At 68.6% G+C, this 22,518-nt stretch carries 27 protein-coding genes; 16 read left to right on the forward strand and 11 right to left on the reverse strand.

The window, feature by feature from the left end:
* The first annotated feature begins 3 nt into the window (after positions 1–3).
* The 4 genes from ACV7JO_RS03580 to ACV7JO_RS03595 all read left to right on the forward strand — a co-directional run bounded on the left by ACV7JO_RS03580 (position 4) and on the right by ACV7JO_RS03595 (position 2,267).
* On the forward strand, positions 4–420 hold the full coding sequence (locus ACV7JO_RS03580) for an NUDIX hydrolase (protein WP_470354973.1): 417 nt from the start codon (positions 4–6) through the stop codon (positions 418–420).
* Between the two features lie 81 nt (positions 421–501).
* A complete protein-coding gene (locus tag ACV7JO_RS03585; protein ID WP_470354974.1) occupies positions 502–837 on the forward strand; it encodes an MTH1187 family thiamine-binding protein in 336 nt (111 codons plus the stop codon).
* Between the two features lie 24 nt (positions 838–861).
* Entirely contained in the window at positions 862–1,794 is a 933-nt protein-coding gene (gene mch, locus ACV7JO_RS03590) for a methenyltetrahydromethanopterin cyclohydrolase (RefSeq protein WP_470354975.1), read from the forward strand.
* 2 nt (positions 1,795–1,796) lie between these two features.
* Positions 1,797–2,267 (forward strand): double winged helix-containing putative transcriptional regulator, encoded by a 471-nt coding sequence (locus ACV7JO_RS03595; protein ID WP_470354976.1) that lies wholly within the window; start codon positions 1,797–1,799, stop codon positions 2,265–2,267.
* Here the strand turns inward: ACV7JO_RS03595 and ACV7JO_RS03600 are convergent, their stop codons facing one another.
* Positions 2,268–3,893, reverse strand: a complete 1,626-nt coding sequence (locus ACV7JO_RS03600; RefSeq protein WP_470354977.1) for a GTPBP1 family GTP-binding protein — start codon at positions 3,891–3,893, stop codon at positions 2,268–2,270. It lies immediately after the preceding gene.
* Between the two features lie 142 nt (positions 3,894–4,035).
* On the reverse strand, positions 4,036–4,164 hold the full coding sequence (locus ACV7JO_RS03605) for a hypothetical protein (RefSeq protein WP_470354978.1): 129 nt from the start codon (positions 4,162–4,164) through the stop codon (positions 4,036–4,038).
* A gap of 244 nt (positions 4,165–4,408) precedes the next feature.
* Here ACV7JO_RS03605 and ACV7JO_RS03610 point away from each other — a divergent pair, with 244 nt between their 5' ends.
* A complete protein-coding gene (locus tag ACV7JO_RS03610; protein WP_470354979.1) occupies positions 4,409–4,585 on the forward strand; it encodes a DUF7501 family protein in 177 nt (58 codons plus the stop codon).
* On the opposite strand, the gene ACV7JO_RS03615 is transcribed toward ACV7JO_RS03610, so the two are convergent.
* Positions 4,582–5,256, reverse strand: a complete 675-nt coding sequence (locus ACV7JO_RS03615; RefSeq protein WP_470354980.1) for a phosphoglycolate phosphatase — start codon at positions 5,254–5,256, stop codon at positions 4,582–4,584. The two genes, ACV7JO_RS03610 and ACV7JO_RS03615, sit on opposite strands and share 4 nt — an antisense overlap.
* Before the next feature lie 64 nt (positions 5,257–5,320).
* Entirely contained in the window at positions 5,321–5,869 is a 549-nt protein-coding gene (locus ACV7JO_RS03620; RefSeq protein WP_470354981.1) for a J domain-containing protein, read from the reverse strand.
* A gap of 86 nt (positions 5,870–5,955) precedes the next feature.
* Here ACV7JO_RS03620 and ACV7JO_RS03625 point away from each other — a divergent pair, with 86 nt between their 5' ends.
* Positions 5,956–6,153 (forward strand): hypothetical protein, encoded by a 198-nt coding sequence (locus tag ACV7JO_RS03625; RefSeq protein WP_470354982.1) that lies wholly within the window; start codon positions 5,956–5,958, stop codon positions 6,151–6,153.
* Here ACV7JO_RS03625 and pyrF read toward each other — a convergent pair.
* The gene (pyrF, locus tag ACV7JO_RS03630; RefSeq protein WP_470354983.1) at positions 6,150–6,986 is read right to left on the reverse strand and encodes an orotidine-5'-phosphate decarboxylase; all 837 of its coding nucleotides are present in this window, start codon (positions 6,984–6,986) and stop codon (positions 6,150–6,152) included. The genes ACV7JO_RS03625 and pyrF overlap by 4 nt on opposite strands.
* 81 nt (positions 6,987–7,067) lie before the next feature.
* Between pyrF and ACV7JO_RS03635 the strand changes: the two genes are divergently transcribed.
* Positions 7,068–7,550: a hypothetical protein gene (locus ACV7JO_RS03635; protein WP_470354984.1), complete on the forward strand. Its 483-nt coding sequence runs from the start codon at positions 7,068–7,070 to the stop codon at positions 7,548–7,550.
* Here the strand turns inward: ACV7JO_RS03635 and ACV7JO_RS03640 are convergent.
* On the reverse strand, positions 7,547–7,897 hold the full coding sequence (locus ACV7JO_RS03640; protein WP_470354985.1) for a DUF7993 family protein: 351 nt from the start codon (positions 7,895–7,897) through the stop codon (positions 7,547–7,549). The two genes, ACV7JO_RS03635 and ACV7JO_RS03640, sit on opposite strands and share 4 nt — an antisense overlap.
* Positions 7,897–8,337: a DUF2240 family protein gene (locus ACV7JO_RS03645; protein ID WP_470354986.1), complete on the reverse strand. Its 441-nt coding sequence runs from the start codon at positions 8,335–8,337 to the stop codon at positions 7,897–7,899. Before ACV7JO_RS03645 ends, ACV7JO_RS03640 begins: the two co-directional genes overlap by 1 nt.
* Positions 8,338–8,432: 95 nt before the next feature.
* Here ACV7JO_RS03645 and ACV7JO_RS03650 point away from each other — a divergent pair, with 95 nt between their 5' ends.
* The 3 genes from ACV7JO_RS03650 (at position 8,433) to ppk1 (ending at position 12,282) form a co-directional block, all read left to right on the forward strand.
* Positions 8,433–8,804, forward strand: coding sequence for a 30S ribosomal protein S8e (locus ACV7JO_RS03650; protein ID WP_470354987.1), 372 nt, complete (start codon positions 8,433–8,435; stop codon positions 8,802–8,804).
* Between the two features lie 300 nt (positions 8,805–9,104).
* Positions 9,105–9,809, forward strand: coding sequence for a metallophosphoesterase family protein (locus tag ACV7JO_RS03655; protein ID WP_470354988.1), 705 nt, complete (start codon positions 9,105–9,107; stop codon positions 9,807–9,809).
* Position 9,810: 1 nt separating this feature from the next.
* Positions 9,811–12,282, forward strand: a complete 2,472-nt coding sequence (gene ppk1, locus ACV7JO_RS03660; protein ID WP_470354989.1) for a polyphosphate kinase 1 — start codon at positions 9,811–9,813, stop codon at positions 12,280–12,282.
* Here ppk1 and ACV7JO_RS03665 read toward each other — a convergent pair.
* The gene (locus tag ACV7JO_RS03665) at positions 12,279–13,277 is read right to left on the reverse strand and encodes a PhoU domain-containing protein (protein ID WP_470354990.1); all 999 of its coding nucleotides are present in this window, start codon (positions 13,275–13,277) and stop codon (positions 12,279–12,281) included. The two genes, ppk1 and ACV7JO_RS03665, sit on opposite strands and share 4 nt — an antisense overlap.
* Positions 13,278–13,603: 326 nt before the next feature.
* On the opposite strand from ACV7JO_RS03665, the gene ACV7JO_RS03670 reads away from it, so the two are divergent.
* The 4 genes from ACV7JO_RS03670 to pstB all read left to right on the forward strand — a co-directional run bounded on the left by ACV7JO_RS03670 (position 13,604) and on the right by pstB (position 18,273).
* Positions 13,604–14,632, forward strand: coding sequence for a phosphate ABC transporter substrate-binding protein PstS family protein (locus ACV7JO_RS03670; protein ID WP_470354991.1), 1,029 nt, complete (start codon positions 13,604–13,606; stop codon positions 14,630–14,632).
* An 85-nt stretch (positions 14,633–14,717) separates the two neighbouring features.
* On the forward strand, positions 14,718–15,728 hold the full coding sequence (gene pstC, locus ACV7JO_RS03675) for a phosphate ABC transporter permease subunit PstC (protein ID WP_470354992.1): 1,011 nt from the start codon (positions 14,718–14,720) through the stop codon (positions 15,726–15,728).
* Entirely contained in the window at positions 15,729–17,375 is a 1,647-nt protein-coding gene (pstA, locus tag ACV7JO_RS03680) for a phosphate ABC transporter permease PstA (protein WP_470354993.1), read from the forward strand.
* Between the two features lies 1 nt (position 17,376).
* Positions 17,377–18,273 (forward strand): phosphate ABC transporter ATP-binding protein PstB, encoded by an 897-nt coding sequence (gene pstB / locus ACV7JO_RS03685; RefSeq protein ID WP_470354994.1) that lies wholly within the window; start codon positions 17,377–17,379, stop codon positions 18,271–18,273.
* Between the two features lie 12 nt (positions 18,274–18,285).
* On the opposite strand, the gene ACV7JO_RS03690 is transcribed toward pstB, so the two are convergent.
* From ACV7JO_RS03690 to ACV7JO_RS03700, 3 genes are all read right to left on the reverse strand, one after another.
* Entirely contained in the window at positions 18,286–18,774 is a 489-nt protein-coding gene (locus ACV7JO_RS03690; protein WP_470354995.1) for a universal stress protein, read from the reverse strand.
* Between the two features lie 173 nt (positions 18,775–18,947).
* The gene (locus ACV7JO_RS03695; protein WP_470354996.1) at positions 18,948–19,793 is read right to left on the reverse strand and encodes a TatD family hydrolase; all 846 of its coding nucleotides are present in this window, start codon (positions 19,791–19,793) and stop codon (positions 18,948–18,950) included.
* 38 nt (positions 19,794–19,831) lie between these two features.
* Positions 19,832–20,293: an NYN domain-containing protein gene (locus tag ACV7JO_RS03700; protein WP_470354997.1), complete on the reverse strand. Its 462-nt coding sequence runs from the start codon at positions 20,291–20,293 to the stop codon at positions 19,832–19,834.
* A gap of 555 nt (positions 20,294–20,848) precedes the next feature.
* Between ACV7JO_RS03700 and ACV7JO_RS03705 the strand changes: the two genes are divergently transcribed.
* Positions 20,849–21,820, forward strand: coding sequence for a DUF7351 domain-containing protein (locus tag ACV7JO_RS03705; RefSeq protein ID WP_470354998.1), 972 nt, complete (start codon positions 20,849–20,851; stop codon positions 21,818–21,820).
* Positions 21,821–21,896: 76 nt separating this feature from the next.
* The gene (locus tag ACV7JO_RS03710; RefSeq protein WP_470354999.1) at positions 21,897–22,079 is read left to right on the forward strand and encodes a hypothetical protein; all 183 of its coding nucleotides are present in this window, start codon (positions 21,897–21,899) and stop codon (positions 22,077–22,079) included.
* The last annotated feature ends 439 nt before the right edge of the window (positions 22,080–22,518 follow it).

Consider the following 22,518-nt stretch of genomic DNA (forward strand, 5'->3'; position numbering starts at 1 on the left):
AGCATGTGCGCAGCGGCGACGTACGTCCAGAAGGTGTGTGCCTACCTCACCCGCGGCGACGAACTGCTCGTCTTCGAGGGGCCCGACCACGACGGTCTACAGGTGCCCAAGGGGACAGTCGAGCCGGACGAGGGGGCGCGCGAGGCTGTCTTCCGGGAGGTCGCCGAGGAGAGCGGGCTGGGCGCGGTGACCGGGACGCGCCACCTCGCCAGCGACGTGTGGACCCGCCGGGTCTCGCCGCCGCGGCGCTACGTGCGTCACTTCTACCACGCCCACGTCCACGAGTCCCGGGACCGCTGGACTCACACCGTCACCGGCGACGGTCAGGAGGCTGGCTCCGAGTTTCGCTTCCGCTGGGTCGACCTCCCGCTCTCGGAGCCGATGGCGCTGTCGCTCGACGACTACGTCGACGTGCTGTGACGGGGTGACACCTGTCCGTCTGACCGGCTCGCCGCCCCTGCTGTCGACACAGTTAGAACGCCGGCGGCCCGAGACCGACGCATGACCTGTATCGGGTTCGTCTCGGTCGCACCGGTCGTCGAGGACAGCATGTCGCCGTACGTCGCCGACGCCGTCGCCGCGCTCGACGAGTTCGACGTGGCGTACGAGACGACGCCGATGGGGACCATCGTCGAGGCCGACGACAGCGAGGAGCTGTTCGCGGCCGTCCACGCCGCCCACGAGGCCGTCGGCCGCCAGACCGACCGCGTCAGCACGTTCCTGAAGATAGACGACAAGCGCGGCGTCGACCAGCGGGCCAGCGACAAGGTCGACTCCGTCGAGGGGCACCTCGGGCGGGCCGCCCGGAGCGACCGGTCCGGGGACGGCGGAGCTTAAAAGACAGGCCGCCGAAGGGGGCCCATGGACACGCTCAACCGGATGGCGACGGAACTCGTCGACGAGGCCGTCGACTTCGCCGACGAGCTGACTATCGCCGTCCACGCGCTGGAGGGCGACGCGGCCGTACTGGACTTCGGCGTCGAGGTGCCGGGGGCCGTCGAGGCCGGCCTGCTGCTCGCCGAGATACAGACCGCCGGGCTGGCCACGGTTCAGTCGACGATGGGCCGGGTCGCCGGCGCGCCGCTGACCCACGTCGAACTGTCGACCGACCACCCCGCGCTCGCGTTGCTCTGCTCGCAGAAGGCCGGCTGGGAGCTCGCCACCGAGGCGTTCGAGGGGCTGGGTAGTGGTCCCGCTCGCGCGCTGGTCGCCGAGGAAGAGGAGTTCCAGCGGCTGGGCTACCGCGAGGACGCCGACTTCGCCGTCCTCTGTGTCGAGACCGAGTCACTGCCCGACGAGGCGGTCGCGGCGCAGGTGGCCGAGCGGGCCGGCGTCCCCGAGACAGGCGTCTTCCTGCCGGCGTTCCGGACCGGGAGCGTCACCGGGAGCGTCGTCGCGGCGGCCCGGGCGGCCGAACTCGCCGTCTTCCGGCTCTCGGAACTGGGCTACGACCCCGCCGAGGTCCTCTCGGCCACCGCCAGCGCCCCCGTCGCGCCCGTCGCGGACGACGAGGCGACGGCGATGGCCCGGACGACGGACGCGCTGGCCTACGGCGGCGAGGTCCACCTCACCGTCGACGAGCCCTTCGACCGCTTCGACGAGGTGGCCTCCGTCGCGGCCGCGGAGTACGGCCGGCCGCTGGCGAGCGTCTTCGACGCGGCCGACTGGGAGTTCGAGTCCCTGCCGGTCGACCTGTTCGCGCCCGCACAGGTGACCGTCGATGTGGTCGGCGGCGACACCCACGTCGCCGGTGACACCAGCGAGGACGTGCTGGCCGAGAGTTTCGGCCTCTGAGCGTGCGCTACAAGGTCGCGCCCCCGCCCCGCTCGCGGGAGTTCCTGCAGACCGCCCGCGGCGCGCTCTCCCTGCTACCCGACCCCGAGGCCGACTGCTGTCGGGCCATCCGCGAGGCGACCGACCTCAACGACCGCGAGACGGCCCGGGAGTTCCTGCTGTTCCTGCGGGCGCTGGGGCTGGCCGCAGAGAGCGACCGGGGGTTCCACCGGACGCAGACGGACTTCGCGGCCGTCGACCTCGCCGCGGGCTTCCGCGAGAGGGTGTTCCTCGCGGACGCGGTGTGTGACGCCGTCGCGGCCGGTGCGACCGACCGGGACGCGGTGTTCGGGGCGGTCCGCGAGGGGATACCGCGCTGGGAGCGCGAGCGCCACGCCGACTGGGAGGTCGTCTGGCGCGAGCGGGTCGAGTACCTGCTGGCGTGGGCGGACGAACTGGGCGCGCTCGCGGGCGAGGGCGACCGGTCGGACTGACTACCCGGTCGGCGATACGTCGGTAACGGTGCCGACGCCTTTCGAGCGCCCCTCGCGGAAGACGAACTTCTGGCCCTCCTCGACGAGATAGGAGCGGAACTTGAACCGCACGCGGGTCCGCCCGGCGTCGCCGGGGAGCAACTGCCCGCCCTCGGGGTAAAACGCCGCGGCCTCGCTGACGGTTTCGAGGTGGACGACCGGTTCGTACCCCTCGCCGATGCGGGTCGGATGGTTCAACACCATCACCTCGGCCTCGAACTCCCGGACCGGGTCGGGGTCGGCGTCCCGGGGGAGGAGGACCATCCCGCGCTCGATGTCGGCCTCGCGGACGCCCTTCAGCGCGATGCCGACGATGCGGCCGGCCTTGGCCTCGTCGACGCGGTGGTAGTGCATCTCGATGGAGCGGACCTCCACCCCGCGGAAGGCCCCGTCCTGCATCGGCCCGAGCAGGAGTTCGTCGCCGGCCTCGACCTCGCCGGACTTGACGGTGCCCGACGCCACCGCGCCCACGCCTTGGACGTTGTAGGTACGGTCGACGTACATCCGGAACTCGCCGAGTTCGCCCGCGGTCTTGGGCAGGCGCTCGAACATCGAATCGAGGGCGTCGAGTCCTGCCCGCGTGACCGCGCTCGTCGTGACGACGGGGACGACCGTCTCGGATATCTCCTCGATGGCCGCGTCGACCCCGTGGCGCTCGACCCGCAGCGGCGTCTTGTCGACCTCGCGCAGCGCGCGCTCGACCTCGCGCTCGACCTCGGCGACCCGCTCGTCGTCGACGAGGTCGACCTTCGTGAGCGCGACGACCGTCGGGAGGTCGGTCGCCAGCAGGATGCCCAGATGCTCCCGCGTCGTCTCCGTGACGCCGTCGTCGGCGGCGACGGTCAGCAGGCCGTAGTCGAGTTTCTGTCCGACCAGCCCCCGGATGGTGGTGCGGAGCCACGGTTCGTGGCCGACGGTGTCGACGAACGACACCAGCCGGTCGGACTCCTCGACGACGCGGGCGCGGTCGTCCTTGCGGTGGGGGTTGTCCATGCGGACCGGCCCCGCGTCGTCGAAGCCGTAGACGCCGTAGGAGAGGTCCGCCGAGAGGCCCCGCTCGACCTCGTGGGGCTGGACGTCGAGAAAGCCCCGCGTCCCGCCCTCGCCGTCGTCGGCCTCGCCGGTGACCAGCGACCCCACCAGCGTCGACTTCCCGTGGTCGACGTGGCCCGCCGTCCCGACGACGATGTGGTCGTCGTCGGCCAGCACGGCCCCCTCGCTGACGGTGGCGACGCCGACGATGCCCTCCGTCGCCTCGCCGGCGTCGGCGACCCCGTCGACGCCCCACGTCTGGACCTCCTCGATGTGGGCGTCGGCCTCCTCGGCGAGCAGGCTCAACACGTCCATCGACTCGGAGAACGCCGCCGGCGGGATGCCGGCGATACCGCCGTCGTCGGTGACGCCGACGACGTAGGTCGCCTCGCCGTCACCCGAGAGGACGCGGTGGCGAAGCTGTGCCGCGAGCGACTCGAGGCGGCCCTCAGAGAGGTGGAGGTCCTCGGTGAGCCGTTCCTTGAACTCGACGCTGCCCCCCTCCTCTTCGCCGTGGTCGAGGGCGCGCTGGAGGACGGCCGGGTCGGGGCTCATGGGACTCCGTAACGGGGGCCGAGATAAAAGCCTTCCCCGGGTTTCGGGCAGCTGCGGGCTATTGCGGGCGATGTGTGGCTATCCCTCTCACAGAACCGTTGGGAACGTCGCTGGCGTCGTCCGGGGTCGTCGGGCCGGTGTCTCAGTCCGCGCCGTGGTAGGGCACGTGGCCGCAGTCCTCGCAGGTCCACGCGCCGGCGGCGAACAGAACCTCGCCGTGGCAGTCTGGGCATCGGTACGCGTCGGTGGCGGCTCCTTGCTGGATTGCCATTACTGCGTTTCAGTCTATCGGCCTACATGAACGTTGTTATAATACTGACTATAGAATACTAGGGCGACGAAACGCGTCTGTAACGGTCTTTTCGTCGGTATCTAGATAACCCGGAGACAAAGCGCGGTGTTCTGCCGGAGTTCGTGAAATTCCCAGATACAATATAAGGGTTGTACAATGGCATACCTACCAAATATAGTGTTTAGCGGAAGAATTTATATTCGAGTTCGGTCGACCGTCTCGTATGGCAACGAGCGAAACGTGGAGCGACCCCGGCCGCTGTCCGTTCTGTGGCGACGCGATAGAATCACCCGGCGCGGGCTTCGTCGACCACGTCGACGAACACCCCGACTGCGAGGCCGCCTACGGGACGTGGCGGGACCGCATCAGTGACGACCTCGCCGGCGGCTGGAGCGGCTAACGGTAGGGCGCGACCGCTTCGAGGAAGCCGTCTGCATAGGACGCCTCAGTCACGCGGTCGGCCCGCGCCCGTGCCGTCTCGTCGGCGTTGGCGACGGCGACGCTCTCGCCGGCCGCGTCGAACAGTTGCGCGTCGTTCTCGGAGTCCCCGACCGCGAGGAACTCCGCCGGTGACGGCCCCAGTTCCGCACAGACCGCGGCCAGCCCCGTCCCCTTGTCGACGCTGGGGTCGGTGACGTGGTATGCGAAACCGGTGTCGAGGACGACGAGACCCCGCTCCTCGGCCAGCGCCTCTAAGGGTGCGACCGGGCGGTCGAGGCTGACGACCACCTCCGTCTCGCGCCAGCGGTTGGCGAGGTCGACGGCCCCGAACCCGAGGTCGTGGCCGCGCTCGCGGTAGGCGTCGGCGACGGCCAGCGCCGCCTCGGCGTCGCCCTCCAGCCGTAGTTCGTCGGTCGCCTCGACGAAGACGACGCCGCCGTTCTCGGCGACGACGGTCCGCTCGATACCCAGAAACTCACAGAGGGCTATCGGAAACGGCATGGCCTTGCCGGTGGCGACGACCACCGGGGCGGCCCACTCACGCAACACGGGGAACACGCGGGGGTCGACGGCGCGCTGTTCGTCCGTGAGCGTCCCGTCGATGTCGACGACGAGCGGGGGCGGTGACATACCCGCCAGTCGCGGGGCGGTCGGCTTGGGGGTTGCGGTCGGGCGGCGCTTCCCGACGGCGGCCTCAGTCGTCGGTCAGCGTCTCGTAGGCCGTCTTCACGCGCTTGAACTCGCGCTCGCTCCCGCCGTCGGTGTCCGGGTGAACGTCCTTGACCCGCTCGCGGTAGGCCTCTTTGACCGCCGCGTCGCTGGCTCCGGGGTCGAGTCCGAGGCGGTCGTAGGCCTCCGCCGGGGTCGGTCCGTTCGACTGCTGGACGCGCTGTCGCGTCTGTCCCCCTGCTCGCTGGCGGGCCTGCTGTCGGGCCCCGCGCCGGCGTCGCCCACCGCGCACCCGCTGGCCGTCCCGCGGGGGCGTCCACTCCTCCCGCGGGCCGGCACCGAACCCGCCGCGGCGCGCCCCGCCGGGGCTCTGGGCCGCCCGCTGCTCGACGCGCTGATAGAGGCGCGCGGCCATCTTCCCGCTCAGGTGGTAGTACATCACGTACGTGGCGACGCCGAACGTCAGCGCGAGGAAGAGAACGGCAGGATTGACGAGGACACCGACCGCCGTGAGCATCGCCGTCAGGATGCCGAACACCACCGCGACACCCGTGATGAGCCGGTCGTACTGCACGCTCGTCGCTTCGGTCCAGAGGACCGTAAGCGTCTCGCATGCGGACCACCGGAGCGTTCAAACGGCTCGGCGTGCTACCGGCTCGCATGAGCGTCTCGGGACTGTGTTCCATCTGCGAGCGCCCCGACGTGGACCACGGCTGTGACCGTTGTGGCCGACTGGTCTGTGACCGGCACTGGGACGACACGCTGGGGCTGTGTATCGAGTGTTCCGGCGGCGGGCGACCCGACGGCCGGACGGACCCGGACGACCTGCCCGACGGCGTCGACACCTACCGCTTCTAGCGGTACTCGTTCAGGCGCTGTTTGAGCCGCTTGGCCGCCTCGCCGGCGGCGTCGAAGTACGCGTCGCCGTCGTCCGCGCCGCGCCGGGCCTCGCGGTCCTCGCCGGCGAAGATGATGCCCCGCGAGGAGTTGACCAGCCCGACGCCGTCGGCCAGTCCGTGCTCGACGGCAGCCTCGGCGTCCCCGCCCTGCGCGCCGACGCCGGGGACGAGGAAGGGGATGTCCGGCACCAGTTCGCGTATCTCGGCGAGTTCGTCGGGGTTGGTCGCGCCGACGACGAGGCCGACGTTGCCCGCGTCGTTCCACAGGTCCGCGAGGTGGACGACCCGCTCGTACAGCGGTTCGCCGGAGGCGAGTTCGAGGTCCTGTAGGTCCGCCCCGCCGGGGTTCGAGGTCCGGCCTAGCACGAACACGCCTTTCTCGGTTCGCTGGAGGAACGGCTCGATGGAGTCCCGGCCGAGAAAGGGGTTGACCGTGATGGCGTCGGCCGCCGGGCCCTCGTCGTCGTCCAGTATCCGGGCGTACTGCCGCGCCGTGTTGCCGATGTCGCCCCGCTTTGCGTCCAGCAGGACGGGCACGTCCTTCCCGTGTGCGTACGCGATGGTCTCCGCCAGCGCCCGCCAGCCGTCCCCGTCCTCGTAGAAGGCGGCGTTTGGCTTGTAGCAGGCCGCGTGCTCGTGGGTGGCGTCGATGACCCGCCGGTTGAACTGCCAGCGCGGGAGGTCGGCGTCCCGGACGGCCGCCGGCAGGCGGTCCGGGTCCGGGTCCAACCCGACCGAGACGACGCTGTCGGCCGCCGCGATGCGGTCGGCGAGCCTGTCGAAGAACTGCATAGGTAGCCGGCCGGCGGGGACGGATACAAGCGTTTCCCTCTCGGTCGGCGGCTATTTGTCGGTGGGGCACAGACAGGGGGTATGGACGGTAGTCTCGACATCGGCCACGTCTCGGAGACCCTCCCCGGGCTGTGGGACGCGCCGGAGGACGAGCGGCTGCGCCCGTTCGGGGTCGTCGGCGGGCTCGCGCTGCTCGTCGTCGGTGCCCTGCTCTCGCTGGTCCCGGCGACCGGCGACGCGGCGTTCTGGGCGACGGCGGTCGCCTCGACGCTGGTCTTCGTCGGCGTCCCGTTGTTCTGTCTCGGGCTGGCGGCCCCCGAGCCGGCCGCGGCCTCCCCGTTCCGGTTCGGCATCGCCCTCACGACGCGCCAGCGCCGCGTCGTCGCCGTCGGCTCGCTGTGTATCACCCTCTCGCCGATTCTCGTCGCGCTTGGCGCGCCGCTGGTGGGGTCGGCGCTCGTCCTCGCCGCGGCGGCGGTCGTCGCGCTGGTGGGGTCGGCGCTCGTGTTCACCGGCTTCGTCGCGTGGCTCTCGGGCGCGCTCGCCGAGGGGCGCGTGGCTTAGAGCGCGTCGGCCAGTGCGTCGGCCAGCGCCTTGACGGCGGCCCCGCTGTGGGCGACCAGCACCGCCTCCTCCGTTCCGGCCTCGACGGACACGTCCTCGCGCTCGCGCCGGGTCTCGACGGGGCGCTCGACGACGAGCCGCGCCGTCGCGGGCGTCACGTCGACTCGGGCGACCCGCTCGCCGGCGTACTCGACGGCGTAGGCGAACGCGCCGTCGGCCGTCGGCTCGGCGTCGGTGTCGGCGTCGACGACCGACACGTCCGCGAGTGGGCCCCGCTCTAGCCCGGTCAGCTCCGAAGCCAGTAGCTGCGCGATGCGGCGGCCGTCGGTAATCCGGTCCTCGACCATCAGAGCTCCTCCCGGACGCTGCGGGCGAGGTCGTCCACGTCGACGCCCTCCCGGCGGGCGTACACCACCGCCGCGGCCTCCAGCGTCAGACCGAGGTCGGACTGCACCCGGTTGACGCCGGCGACGGCGTCCTGTTTCGACGCGCCCGACTCGACGACGGCGTCCAAGAGCCGCTCGAAGGCCGACCGCGACTGGAGGACCGACTCGTCGGGTTCGAAGTCCTCGGGGACGGTCACGGCCGCCGCGTCGAACGCCGTCACGAGGTCGTCGTCCTCGCGGCGGACCAACCCCTCGCTGACGGCCACGTCGACGAGCGTCTTGGCTTGGTCGGGCGAGAACCACCCGGTGTCGAGCGACAGCGCGACGACGAACTCGCTCTCGCCGAGACGGTCGGTCCCCCGTCGGCGAAACGGGGCCGCCACGGCGGTCTTCAGACTCATCGTTCACGAGAGCGGCCGGCCCGGCGGTAACGGTTACGGTCCCCGACGAGGCCGCATCGAACGGTTCAAGTAGCCGCTGGAACAGACGTAGGGATATGAAAGACCAAGGACGCTCCCCCCGCAAGCGAACGGGCGGTCGCCGCCGGCCGAACCACAAGAAGAAGAAGCACGAACTCGGCAACGAGTCCACCGAGACGCAGGTCGGCGACCAGAAGCTGAAGGTCGTCGACACGCGCGGCAACACCCACAAGGTCCGCGCGGTCACCACCGACGTCGCCAGCATCGCCGACGGCGCGGAAACCACCGAGGCCACTATCGAGAACGTCGTCGAGAACCCCTCGAACCCCAACTACGCCCGCCGGAACATCATCACCAAGGGCGCAATCATCGAGACCTCCGAGGGTGAGGCCCGCGTCACCTCCCGCCCCGGGCAGGACGGACAGGTCAACGCCGTCACGGTCGAGTAACGCAGTCGCTTCTCCGGTTCGTTGACGGGTCCGCAGCCGCGGCGCTCGCGCGCCGAGTCGAATCGTTCCGAACGACGGCTGGTGCAGGGCCGTCGTTCGCGTGACGTGCTGGCACTGACTGACGAAGCCACATGTGGTGGCAGTTAACGCACGCCACGGTTCGGTTTTCCCCACGGCGTAATAAACGTTTCCGCGCCAGCGGCTACTGCGGCGTACGTATCAGTACATAGGCCAATTATAAAGCACCTAAGTTGGACACCGTGACACTCAGGCAAGCCCGGCGGCCGGGCACCACGACACATGACACCGGCTCCGACGTTGCACCCGACCATCGACGCACCGCACCGACGGCTCGACACCGACCAGTGGGACGACATCTACGTCGTCGGCGATGTCCACGGCTGTCGCGCGACGCTCGACCGACTGCTCGACCGACTGGCCCCGAGCGACGACGACGCGGTCGTCTTCGTCGGCGACCTCGTCCGGAAGGGACCGGACAGCGCGGGCGTGGTCGAACGCGTCCGGTCGCGCGAGAACTTCCTGAGCGTCCGCGGTAACAACGAGCAGAAACTCGTCGACGGCCGTGCCTCGCTCGACGCGCTCTCGGCTGCCGACGCGGCCTACGTCGAGTCGATGCCGGCCGCCATCTCGTGGGACGACGCGCTGGTGGTCCACGGCGGCGTCGACCACCGCAAACCCCTCGTCGAGCACTCCCTGACCGAACTGCTCAACACCCGCTCGCTCTCCCCCGAAGGGGGCTACCACCGGCCGTTCTGGTTCGAGACGCGTCGGGAACGCCCCCGCGTGTTCTTCGGGCACACTGTCCTCTCGGAGCCGTTCGTCACGGACGCCGCCGTCGGACTGGACACTGGTTGCGTCTACGGTGGCCGCCTGACCGCCTACGACTGCACCCGTGACGAGGTGGTCTCCGTCGGGCCGCCGACGACCCACCAGTCCCGGTCGGCCGACAGTATCGTCGACCCACAGGTCGCGCCACCGCTGTGAGATGTCGGGCGACGAGTACGCCTCGACCGGCGACGGTATCGACCTCACGGACCCGGAGTACTACTTCAACCGCGAGCTGAGCGAACTGGCCTTCCAGCGGCGGGTCCTCCACGAGGTGCTGGACGAGCGCAACCCGCTGCTGGAGCGCGTCCGCTTTCTCTCCATCGTCACGCGAAACCTCGACGAGTTCGTGATGAAGCGCGTCGGCGGGCTGAAACAGCAGATAGAGGCCGGCGTGACCGAGCGGACCCCCGACGGGCGGACGCCGGCCGAGCAGTGGCGCGAGGTCCACGAGGCGCTCGGGCCGATGCTGGAGCGCCAGCGCCAGTGTTACGAGACCGACATCCGCCCGGCGCTCGCCGACGCCGGCATCCACGTCCTCGACTACGACGACCTTTCGGCGGCCGAGCGACGCGAGATGCGGACGTACTTCGAGGAGTCGGTGCTGCCGACGCTGACGCCGCTGTCGTTCGACCCCGCGCACCCGTTCCCCTTCATCTCCAACCGGTCGCTGTCGCTGGCCGTCCTCACCCGCCGGCGGCGCGACGACGAACCGACCTTCACGCGCATCAAGATTCCGCCCAACCGCCCGCGGCTGGTGGCGGTCGGCGACGGCCAGCGGTACGTCCTCGTCGAGGACGTGGTGCGGGCCAACCTCGACCTCCTCCTCCCCGACGTCGACATCGTCGACACCGCGCTCTTCCGACTGACGCGCAACGCCGAGGTCCGGCGCGACGAGGAGGTCGCCGAGGACCTCATCGACGTGATAGAGGAGGTGCTCGAACAGCGCCGCTTCGCCACCGTGGTCCGGATGGAAATCGAGCCCGACGCCCACCCTCGGATTCGGGCGACGCTACGGGACCAACTGGACCTCGACGACCGCGAGATATACGAACTCGACGGCCCACTCGACTACCGCGAGTTCGAGTCCCTGACCGACCTCGACCGGCCGGACCTCCAACTGGACCCGTGGACGCCCCAGCCACATCCGCGCCTCCAGTCGGGGGCCGAGGGCGCGTTCGCCGACGCCGGAGAGCCGGACCGCTCTATCTTCGAGGTCATCGACGAGGGCGACGTCCTCCTGCATCACCCGTACCACGACTTCGGCCAGACCGTGCAACGGTTCCTCTCTGAGGCCGCCGAGGACCCCGACGTGCTGGCGGTGAAAGCGGCCATCTACCGCACCGCCAGCGACTCGCAGGTCATCCAGTCGCTCATCGACGCCGCCGAGAACGGTAAGCAGGTCGCAGTGATGGTCGAACTGAAGGCCCGATTCGACGAGCAGAACAATCTGGAGTGGGTCCGACGGCTGGAGGAGAACGGTATCCACGTCGCCTACGGCACCATCGGGCTGAAGACCCACACCAAGACGGCGCTGGTCGTCCGCGAGGACGACGAGGGCGTCAATCTCTACTCCCACGTCGGCACCGGAAACTACCACTCCGAGACCGCCACGGGGTACGTCGACCTCGGCCTGCTGACCGCCGACCGGGACATCGGGCAGGACCTCGTGGGCCTGTTCAACGGCTTCACCGGCCCGGCGCTGGACGAGCAGTTCCGGAAGCTGCTGGTCGCGCCGGTGAACATGCGCGAGGCGTTCACCGAATACGTGCGCCGCGAGGCCGAGCACGCCCGGGCGGGGCGGCCCGCCCGCATCGTCGTCAAGGTCAACGGGTTGGAGGACCCCGAGATGGTCGCGGAGCTGTACCGGGCCTCGATGGCCGGCGTCGAGATAGACCTCCTCGTGCGGGACATCTGCCGGCTCCGGCCCGGTATCGAGGGACTCAGCGAGAACGTCCGGGTCCACTCTATCGTCGGCCGCTTCCTCGAACACTCCCGCATCTTCTACTTCGAGAACGGCGCGCGCGCCGACGACCCCGCGGCCGGCGACGGCCCGGAGTACTACGTCGGCAGCGCCGACTGGATGACACGGAACCTCGACAACCGCGTCGAGGCGGTCGCGCCCGTCGAGGACCCGGTCGTCCGCCGGCAGCTCCGGTTCGTGTTGGAACTCGCGCTCGCGGACAACCGCCGGCGATGGACGCTGAACGCCGACGGGAGCTACGACCAGCAGTACCCGGACGACGGCGAACCGGTCATCGACACGCAGGTCGTGTTGATGCGCGAGACGCTGAAGGCGGCCCGCACCGACGACGCAGTCGTCGGCGTCCCCGGTGACTACCCGGTCGGTGGCGACCTGCTCGTCCGGCCGGCGGAGTCGCCCGCGGACGGGTCGGACGCGCAGCCCGCGGCCGGCGGGGCGGCGTCCGCTGCCGGGGCGGCCGACGGACAGGCGCGTCGCTCGGAGTCGACCGACGGCGGGACGGCGGACGTGTTCGACCGCCACGACGGTCGCTGGTACGTCCCGGACAGCGACACCTACGCGTATACCGTTCGGACGCCCGAGGGCGACAGGCGCTATCTGAAAACGGAGTCGGGCGCGGCCGAGGCCCTCGAACGATACTACGACTAGGGCCGCGGCGCGGCCTTCTGGAGGGCGCTCTCGGCGATGTTGCCGCCGTAGTCGGCCGTCCGGGAGAGCGAGTCGACGACGCGCCCGAGAATCTGGGCGCTCTGGGGGTCGAGTTCGCGCACCTGACTGTCGACCTCGCGGGCCGTCTCGTCGACCTCCGGGATGCGGGCACGCGCGTCGTTCGCCATCGAGACGGCCTCGTCCGAGTCGTCGAGCAACAGCGCCTCCATCCCCGTCTCGGGCACGTCCACGGCCTCGGATTCGAGCTGTCGGAGGAGGTCGGCCGTCTCGCCGGTTATCTCGCCGATTTCCCGGGAGAGGCTGGCTATCTTGGTCGCGTGGTCGGCGATGCGCTCCAGTTGGCGGGCGCTCGACTGGTAGTCGAAGACCGTCTCGCGGGGGAAGCCGATCTCGTTCGCCGCCGTCGGGTTCCGAAGCACGGTCCGAAACACCCGCGAGACCATGTACCAGAGGCGGTCCACGTCGTCGTCTCGCTGCATCACGTCCTGTGCGAGGTCGTCGTCGTCCTCGATGAGCGCCTCGACGGCGTCGGAGAGCATCGTCAGCGAGACCAGTTGCATCCGCGTGATGGCGTTGTGGACCGACAGTTCCGAGGAGTCGAGCAGGTCCTGAAGGACGACGCGGTCGGTGGTCTCCTCGATGACCTCCAACCCCACAAGCCCCTGCGTGGCGTTGCGGATGGTGCGCCGCTGGTCGGCGGAGATGCGGGTCGCCTCCAGCCGGATGACGTCGAACCCGCTGACGTACATCGTCATCACCGCCCGCGTGAGTTCGTGCTTGTTGGCGATGCCGTCGATGTCGAGCGTTCCTTCCACCCGGTCGTCCTCCCGTTTCGGGGCCAGCAACAGGAGGTCCTCCTCGTCGTGAAACTCCACGACGCTCCCGGCGCTCACGTCGTTGTCGGTCGCCCAGTCTTTCGGGAGCGAGACGGTGTACGTGGAGCCACCGGTCACCTGGACCTTGCGGGTTTCCATGTAAGCGACTCTCATCCATCCCTCGACCATAAATCCACCTATATCTATATACTTTCGAACAACTCGTCGCCGGGAGTCGGATTCCGGGGACGGTGGAGAAGCTGAACGGCCGATATCCCGTCTTCTGGGGCGCGAGTGTACGAACGAGTGGATCGCACACTGTCCTGTCGAGTGCCATAGAGCCCTTCTAACAGCGACTGTGACTACTTTCACAGCTATTAGCGCTCGGATTGGGGGGTGTTGTCACTAGCTGTCTATATAGATTAGGTAGGTAGCTATATCTATCATAGTAGGCTACTTACCCTACAGACCGTTCCCAACTGGTGATGTCAGATTCACCGACCCGCGGCGTCTCGCGTCGTAGCTTCCTCACGAGTTCCGGTGCCGTCGGCGCGCTGGCGCTCGCCGGCTGCACGGAAGGGCCGTCCAGCGGCGGCTCGGGCGGCGACGGTGGCGGCGGCAGCGGTGGCAGCAGCGGCGGCGGGTCAGACGGGCTCTCCGGGGACATCAACATCACCGGGAGCAGCACGGTGTACCCACTCGCAACGGCCATGGCCAACCGGTTCCAGCAGGAACACGGCGGCGTCGACATCAGCGTCTCCTCGACGGGGTCCGGCGGCGGGTTCAGCAACCACTTCTGTGTCGGCAACTCCGATTTCAACAACGCCTCGCGCCCCATCACGAGCGAGGAGGAGTCCCTCTGTGCCGAGAACGGCATTGAGTACCACGAGATTCAGGTGGCGACGGACGCGCTGACGGTCATCGTCAACCCCGAGAACGACTGGGTCGACTGCGTGACACCCGAACAGCTCCGCGAGCTTTGGGCCGCCGACGGGGCCTCGACGTGGGCCGACGTGAACGCCGACTGGCCCGACGAGCCCATCAACCGGTTCGGTGCCGCCGACACCTCCGGCACCTTCGACTACTTCAATGAGGCCATCCTCGGCGAGGAGGCCAACCACACCAGCAACTACGAGGCCACCGAGCAGGACAACCTCATCCTGCAGGGCGTCCAGCAGGACCAGTACGCCATCGGCTACTTCGGCTTCGCGTACTATCAGGGGAATCAGGACGCGGTAAAGGCGCTGTCGGTCGACAACGGCGACGGCTGCGTGGCCCCCTCGCTGGAGACAGCCAAGGCCGGCGAGTATCAGCCCCTCTCGCGCCCGCTGTTCACCTACCCTCGGAAAGGCGCGCTCGCGGAGGAACACGTCGCCGAGTTCGCCCGCTACGTCGTCGAGCAGAGTGCCAACACCGACCTCGTTTCCGGCGAAATCGGCTACGTCCCGCGCACGGAGTCGGCCATGCAGGAGGAACTCGACGCGCTGAATCAGGCCATCAGCGAGGCGCAGTAAATAGTACCATACAGAGACTGTATAGAACTATGGATACATTCCGAGTGCTTTTTGCCGGGATGCAGTAAACACGACAACGACTACGATGAGCAACGACGGCGGAGCGCCGGACCTCTCAGGGGACCGGGGCTTCAGGACGGTCCGGGAGTCGACGTACAGATACGCCCTCGCCGGGTGTGCCGTGCTGTCCGTCCTGACCACCGTCAGTATCATCGCGGTGCTGGTGCTGGACGCCGCGAAGTTCTTCGCCGCCGTCCCGCTCCTCGATTTCCTCGGCGGCACGAACTGGAGTCCGGCCCTCGAACCCGTCGAGTTCGGCGTCCTCCCGCTCGTGTTGGGCACGCTGCTCATCACTATCGGAGCCGCCGTCATCGCCCTGCCTATCGGCGTCCTCACCGCCATCTACCTCAGCGAGTACGCCAGCCAGCGCGCCCGCTCGGTGCTCAAGCCGCTGCTCGAAGTCCTCGCGGGCGTCCCCACCGTCGTCTACGGTTACTTCGCCATTGTCTACATCACGCCCGCGCTCAACGTCTTCCTCGAGTGGCTCAACGGAACCGTCGGGACGCAGTTCCCGTCGCTGGGGCTGTTCAACGGGCTGTCGGCCTCCATCGTCGTCGGTATCATGATTATCCCGATGGTCTCCTCCATCAGCGAGGACGCGATGAGCGCCGTCCCCGACTCGCTGCGACAGGCCGGATACGGGCTGGGCGCGACGAAGTTCCGCGTCTCGACGACCATCGTCGTCCCCGCGGCCGTCTCCGGCATCGCCTCCTCGTTCATCCTCGCCATCTCGCGGGCCATCGGCGAGACGATGGCGGTGACGCTGGCGGCCGGCTCCCAACCCCCCGCGCTCCCGCCGGTCCAGACGGCGCTGGGGATTCCATACATCGCCCCGGCGGACCTGCTCGGCCTCTACGCCGAGTCCTCGGCGACGATGACCGTCGCCATGATAAACCTCGCCAGCGGCGACATCTCCGGGGGGTCGACGGCCTATCTCGCGCTCTTCGCCATCGGTATTACACTCTTTGCCATCACGCTGTTGATGAACGTCGTCAGCAACGTCGTCTCCAGCCGCTACCGGGAGGTCTACGAGTAAATGGGTACATCGACACCGCGACAGACGGAGTTCGGCGAGGTCAGCCGCGTCAAGGGAATCGTCTTCAAGTACGTCGCCTTCGCCGCCTCCGTCGTCGGCATCCTCGCGCTGGGCGTCCTGCTCGCGTACGTCTTCTGGGACGCGCTGGGGCTGGAGACCGCCGGGACGACGTGGTATCTCGCCTACGCCGCGACGCTGCTCGTCCCGCTGTTGGCCTTCGTTGCGTACGCGCGACGGAACGTCGACGTGGCCGCGGGCGCGTTCGAACTGTTCAGCCTCTCGCTGGGCGGGGTGATGCTGACCGTCGCCACCGTCATCGTCCTCTCAGTCATCGCCGGGCCGGCAGTGTGGTTCGCGTACTTCGTCACCGTCGTCGCCCCGACGGCCGGCCTCTTCGTCTACGGCCAGTACGACCGCGGGGCGACGTGGGTCGGGCTGGGGATGCTCGTCACCGTCGTCGTCGGCCCCATCGTCGGGACGCTCGCGCTGCCGGTCCTCGCCGGCATCGGCGCGATGCTGGGCGCGCCCGGTGTCTACTTCCTCTCGCTGGTGCTTCCCGGTGCCGGCGTCGCCGCCTTCCTCGCGGGCGACCGGTTGGGGCTGGGCCGCCGGGCCAGCCTCGCCGTCGGCGGCGCGTTCCCGGTAGTCGCCATCGCCGGCGTCCCGCTGGTCGACACCGTCCCGTCGATCGCCCGCTCGGTCTGGCTCATCGGGCTCGTGATGTTCGGCCTGCCGGCGCTGTTCGCCGTCGCCAACACGGCGCGCCGGCGTGAGCGGTGGGCCGCCTTCGCCCTGCCGGTGATTCTGGTCGGCGGGTTCCTGCTCGGCGAGTTCGTCGTCGGCGTCGTCGGCGCGACGGAGCCGACGCCGTGGCTCGACTGGCAGTACGTCACGAGCACGCCCTCCATCTCCAACGCCGAGGCCGCCGGGCTCTACCCGGCCATCATCGGCTCGGTGTTCCTCATCGTGTTGGTGAGCGTCTTCACGTTCGTCTTCGGCGTCGGGACCGCCATCTATCTGGAGGAGTACGCCCCCGCCAGCGGGCCGCTGGGGACCGTCACGAGGCTCATCAACGTCAACATCTCGAACCTCGCCGGCGTCCCGTCGGTCGTCTACGGCCTGCTGGGACTGGGCGTGTTCGTCAACATCAACGCGCAGTTGGGGCCGGTCAGCTACGCCGGCTTCGGCGTCGGGACGGTGTTCACGGCGGCGCTGACCCTCTCCTTGCTCATCCTCCCCATTGTCGTCATCTCCGCACAGGAGTCCCTGCGGTCGGTGCCCGACTCGCTGCGACAGGCCTCCTACGGGATGGGCGCGACCCGCTGGCAGACCGTCCGGAACGTCGTCCTGCCGCGGGCGCTCCCGGGCATCCTGACGGGGACCATCCTCGCGCTGGGGCGGGCCATCGGCGAGACGGCCCCGCTCATCATGGTCGGGGTGGCGACGACGAAGTTCTCCCCGCCCGCGGGCCTGTTCGGGAAGCTCACCGCCATGCCGATGCAGATATACGCGTGGGCGTTCCTGCCCGGCGAGGACTTCCGGTACGGCGTCGTCGCCGCCGGCGTCGTCACGCTGCTCATCGTGTTGCTGACGATGAACTCCGTCGCGATTCTCGTGCGCAACAAATACCAACAGGAGGCGAACTGACATGACCTCAGAGGACATCGCAACCGAAGCCGAGACCGAGACAGAGCCCGAACAGACCGCGACCGGCGGGGACGACTCGCTCGTGACCACCGACCCCGGGAAGGGCGGTCTCGACGAGAACGCCGACAGGGGTGCGGCCGCGGCCGAACAGACCATCATCCGGTCCCGCGAACTGGACGTGTTCTACGGCGAGACACAGGCGCTGCAGGACGTGACGATGGAGATTCCCGAGAACCGCGTGACGGCCATGATCGGCCCCTCGGGCTGTGGCAAATCGACGTTCCTGCGGTGTATCAACCGCATGAACGACCTCATCGACATCGCCCGCGTCGAGGGCGACCTCACCTTCCGCGGGAAGAACGTCTACGACGCCGACGTCGACCCCGTGGCGCTGCGCCGGCGCATCGGGATGGTGTTCCAACACCCCAACCCCTTCCCCAAGAGCATCTACGACAACGTCGCCTACGGCCTCCGGATTCAGGACAAGACCGACGACATGGACGCCGTCGTCGAGGAGTCCCTGAAGAAGGCGGCGCTGTGGGACGAGGTCGAGGACCGCCTCGACGACTCGGCGTTGGACCTCTCTGGGGGCCAGCAACAGCGCCTCTGTATCGCCCGGGCCATCGCCGTCGACCCCGAGGTCGTGCTGATGGACGAACCGGCCTCGGCGCTCGACCCCATCGCCACCTCCCAGATAGAGGACCTCATCGAGGAACTGGCCGAGGAGTACACGGTGGTCATCGTCACCCACAACATGCAACAGGCCGCCCGCATCTCGGACAAGACGGCGGTGTTCCTCACCGGCGGCGAACTCGTGGAGTTCGACGACACGGACAAGATATTCGAGAACCCCGAGAGCCAGCGCGTCGAGGACTACATCACCGGCAAGTTCGGCTAATCGAACCCCCGCTCAGTCGGCGTCCTCGGGGCCGACGGCCATGACCGGCACGTCAGCGCCCCGACGGAGTCGCGGCACCAGCGTCTCCGGGTTCCGGATGCGGTCCAGTCCCGTCGGTCGCTCGGTCCCGGCGACGACGAGGTCGACGCCGTGGGTCGAGACGAAGTCCAGCACCTCCGTGTGGGCCGTCCCGTAGCGGAACCACTTCTCGACGGCCACGCCCGCCTCGGCCCCGCGGGCCGCGGCCGCCTCGACGGCGGCCTCGCCGGTTCGCTCGGCCCGCTCGACCGCCACGTCCCAGTGGTGAGCCGTGTCGACGACGTACAGCGCGTCGACCGCGGCGTCGCAGGCGGCGGCCAACTCCACGCCGGTCGCTGCGGCCGCTCGGCCCGCCGCTGTCCCGTCGGTGACGACGAGGATGCGGTCGAAGGGGGTCGGTACGGGCTCGCGGTCGGGAACCGGGGTCGCGCCCGGCGTCTCGGCGTTCGTCTCGATTGCCATGTGGTCTCCCGCGCCGTGACGGCGCGTCTACAGCCACTCACGCACTCGACGTACATACATATTTTCGGCAGGTAAGAGCATTATAATTGTCTTTCCGGGCTGTTCGGGGGACGTGTGTCCACTTCGGAGCGCGGCCAGCGGTCCGCGCGAGAACCGACCGACGGGGCGGCCGCTCACTCCGCCAGCGTCGCCTCGGTGTCGATGCCGTACACCGCTCGCGGCGTCTCGACGTGGGCGGTCCGGACGGCGTCCGCGTGCCCCTCCTGTAACAGCCACCGGACGCGCCGCGGGACCGTCTTCGGCCCCAGCACCGCGCCGGGTCGGTCCGGGTCGTCGATGTAGTCCGTCTCCATCAGGAACGGCTCGTCCTCCTCGATGGCCACCGTCAGCTCGTCCTTGTCGGCCAGCACCGACTTCGTCGGCCCCCGCAACCGTCCGCCGGAGTAGTGTTTGACCACCTGCCGGCGGTCCATCCCGGCAGTCTCGGCCCACTCGGCCACCTGCTCGAACTCCTCGCCGCCCTCCGTGTGCAACTGGACGGCGAACCCGCCGTCGGCAGCCAGTTCGAACGCGTGCCGCATCACCTCGTTCGAGGCCGTCCAGACGGCCTCGTCCACGTCGTAGTGAGGCCGCCCGGACTTGATAGCCAACGCGGGCCCGTCGGTGACGTACTCGGCGGCCACGTCCAACCCCGTCTGCATGATGTCGCGGGCCTCCGCGGGCGTGTAGCCGCTCTCGACGAGTTTCGATATCAGCGCCGGATGGACGCCAAGCACCGGCCACGCGCGCCCGTCGAGCACGTCGGTCGCCGACTCGACGGCCCCGACGGTCAGGTCGAACCCCTCGCGGAACGTCGCCTCGTCGGTGGCGGCCTCGACGAGGTTCCACGAGGGCTTGTTGAGCACGAGCAGGTGCGTGCCGCCGTGGTCGGCGAACTCCGCGACGGCCTCGGTGTTCCGGCCGTCGACCGGGTCCAGATGGAGGTGGTTGTCCAGTACCGGCGTCTCGTCGATGTCCATGTCTCGGGGTCCGGGCCGCCGGGCAAAAGCCGTTCGCTCTACTCCACGTCGCCCCGCAGCGACAGCGCGTCCTGCGCGGCGTTTTGCAGCGCGTCCGAGCGGCCGTGTTCGCCCGGAGCCAGCGCGACGGTCCGCACGTCCTCGCGGGCGGCCACCTCCAGCGCCGGCTTGAAGTCCGTGTCCCGGGACGCCACCACCAACACGTCGACGCGGTCCGCGACGACCGCCTCCGTCGCGTCGACGGCCAGTTTCACGTCCACGTCGCCGCTGGTCGTCACCACCTCGAAGCCGCGGGCCTCGCCGGCTTGTACCAGCCCCGGCGACGCGTTCTCGTCGAGGTAGAGCCGCGTCACCGCGAGGTCGCCGTAGGACTCGCCGATCTGGCGCACCTCGTCTAAGTCCACGTCGAACTCGCTGCGGAGCACGTTCGGGCCGTCGACGAACAGGCCCACCCGCGTCCGGTCGTCGCCCTCCTCGCGGAGGCGACCCAACAGGTCCATAGCGTTGCTCTCCCGCAGGTCGGGTTATGTCTGACGCTTTCACACCTCCAGCGGAACACGCCCGGACTCCCGCCGGCGCGGGCTGGTCTGTCGCCCACCGACGGCGGGCGACCAGCGCGACGACGGCGACGAGACGATAAACTCAGACGCGCTATATCGAATCGGTCGGTTCGGCTCTCGTGTCGCCGTGTCGGTTCCGCCGGCGGTTCGCTGCGGGCCCGCGTTTCCGTTCGGCTATCGGGTCAGGAATCCGCTGCCGGGCCGTACTCCGCGTCGGTGACGTGTTCCAGCCACGTGACGTCCTCGTCGTCCTGCGCTGGCAATGTGAGTCATCGCGTTGTCCGGCGTCGCGCCGTGCCAGTGTTTTTCACCCGGCGGGAACCAGACCACGTCGCCCGCTCGAACCCGTTCGATATCCCGCCGTCGCGCTAAACGAGGCCACAGCCGCTCGTCACGACCAGTCGCTGGCCCAGCGGGTGGATGTTGCCACGCGGTGCGAGCGCCCGTGAGAACGCTCACCAATAGATTTACCCGGACGCCGGAGCGAATCGCTGTATGAGCCGGTTCGGTCACGAGGTGGACTCTGGCCCAGCGACCGACGACGAAGCCGAGGGGGATTCTCGGCCCACGTCGGAGCACCTCGGCAAAGAGTTCGACACGGAGGGTATGCTCCCCGCGGAAGCGTTCTCGCTGCTCGGCAACGACACGCGCATCGACATTCTGCAGGCGATGTTGGAAGCCAACGCCGACACCGCGCCGGTCGGCTTCACGGAGTTATTCGAGCGCGTCGATATCGACGATAGCGCCAACTTCAACTACCACCTGCAGAAACTCACCGGCCACTTCATCAAGCAGACCGAAGACGGCTACGAGTTCCGTCACCCCGGTCGGAAAGTCGTCAGCTCGATATTCGCCGGGACGCTGACGGACCGCGCCCAACTCGGCTTCTTCCCCGTCGCCGGTGCCTGTCACTCCTGTGACGCGGACCTCCACGGGTGGTACGTCGACGAAGTCCTCACGATTGCCTGCGTCGACTGCGGGACGGTTCTCGTGAAGTATCCGTTCCCGCCGGGGGGCATCGACGAGCGAACGCCCGAGGAACTCCTCCAAGCGTTCCACCACTACGTCCGCCACCACTACTGCATGGCCGCCGACGGCGTCTGTCCGGAGTGTACCGGGCCCGTCGAGACGGAACTGGTCCGCGACCCGACGGAGAGCAACGACTTCGACGCGACCGTCGAACACACGTGCCGACGATGTGGCTACGAGCTACAGTCGAGCGTCGGTGTGAACCTCCTCGACAACGCCGAGGTACTCCTGTTTCACTCCGAGCGCGGTATCGACCTGAGTACGGAACCGTTCTGGCACTTCGATTGGTGCGTGAGCGATGCGCACACGGAACTCGTCTCCGAGGACCCGCTCCGCCTGCGAATCGACATCCCGTGTGCGGGAGACGAACTGCGCGTCGTGCTGGACGACACCCTCTCGGTGACCGAGACGGCGAGACACGAACAGCTCTCGTACTGACCGCTGTCGTTTCGGTCCCCCGATTCGGCCCCGGTCAGCCGGGAGGCCTATGTTGATCCCCGCATAGTATCAGACGATGGACGATACCTCCCTTCAAAAGCGGCTTGACATCGCTCTCGTCCTATTAGTAGGAAATCTGCTGCTATTGATGGGTATCGGACTTCAATATGCGACCGAAACATCGGTCGGCATACTTGTGCTTATGCTCTTGATTGGATACGGGTTCCTACGGGGGGACAGTAGCCCAGAGGATGAATAGTTAATCCTGCTACTGTAATGATCAAACAGATGCTAAGGCCCCGTGAATAGAATCGCCCTATTCACAACAACTGATATATCGCGTACCGAACCGTGACCGGGCTCGGGCGGTCACCCTGTCCGAGCGCGGATAGCGAAACTGCCCCGACGAACGACCGGACGCGCCGATAGCCACTCGTCACCGGCGGGACGACCCTCCGCAGCGCGGCCGCCGGACGGGCCCCGGTAACCGGCAGCTACGGACGCGAATCCCGCCGGCGTACCGCTCAGACGCCGCTCGGTGTTCCGGCCGGCTTCCGTACGGCGCGGCCGCGCCTTCGAGGGCGGTACCGACAGTCGACCGCGTTCCAGTGTTGACCACAGAGACCGTCCACGCACCGAGTACGGCGTTTCGCTCTCGACCCGGCGTCGGCTATAGTAGCCATTGAAAATCAATACAC

The organism is Haloarcula sp. MBLA0138, assembly GCF_055632455.1.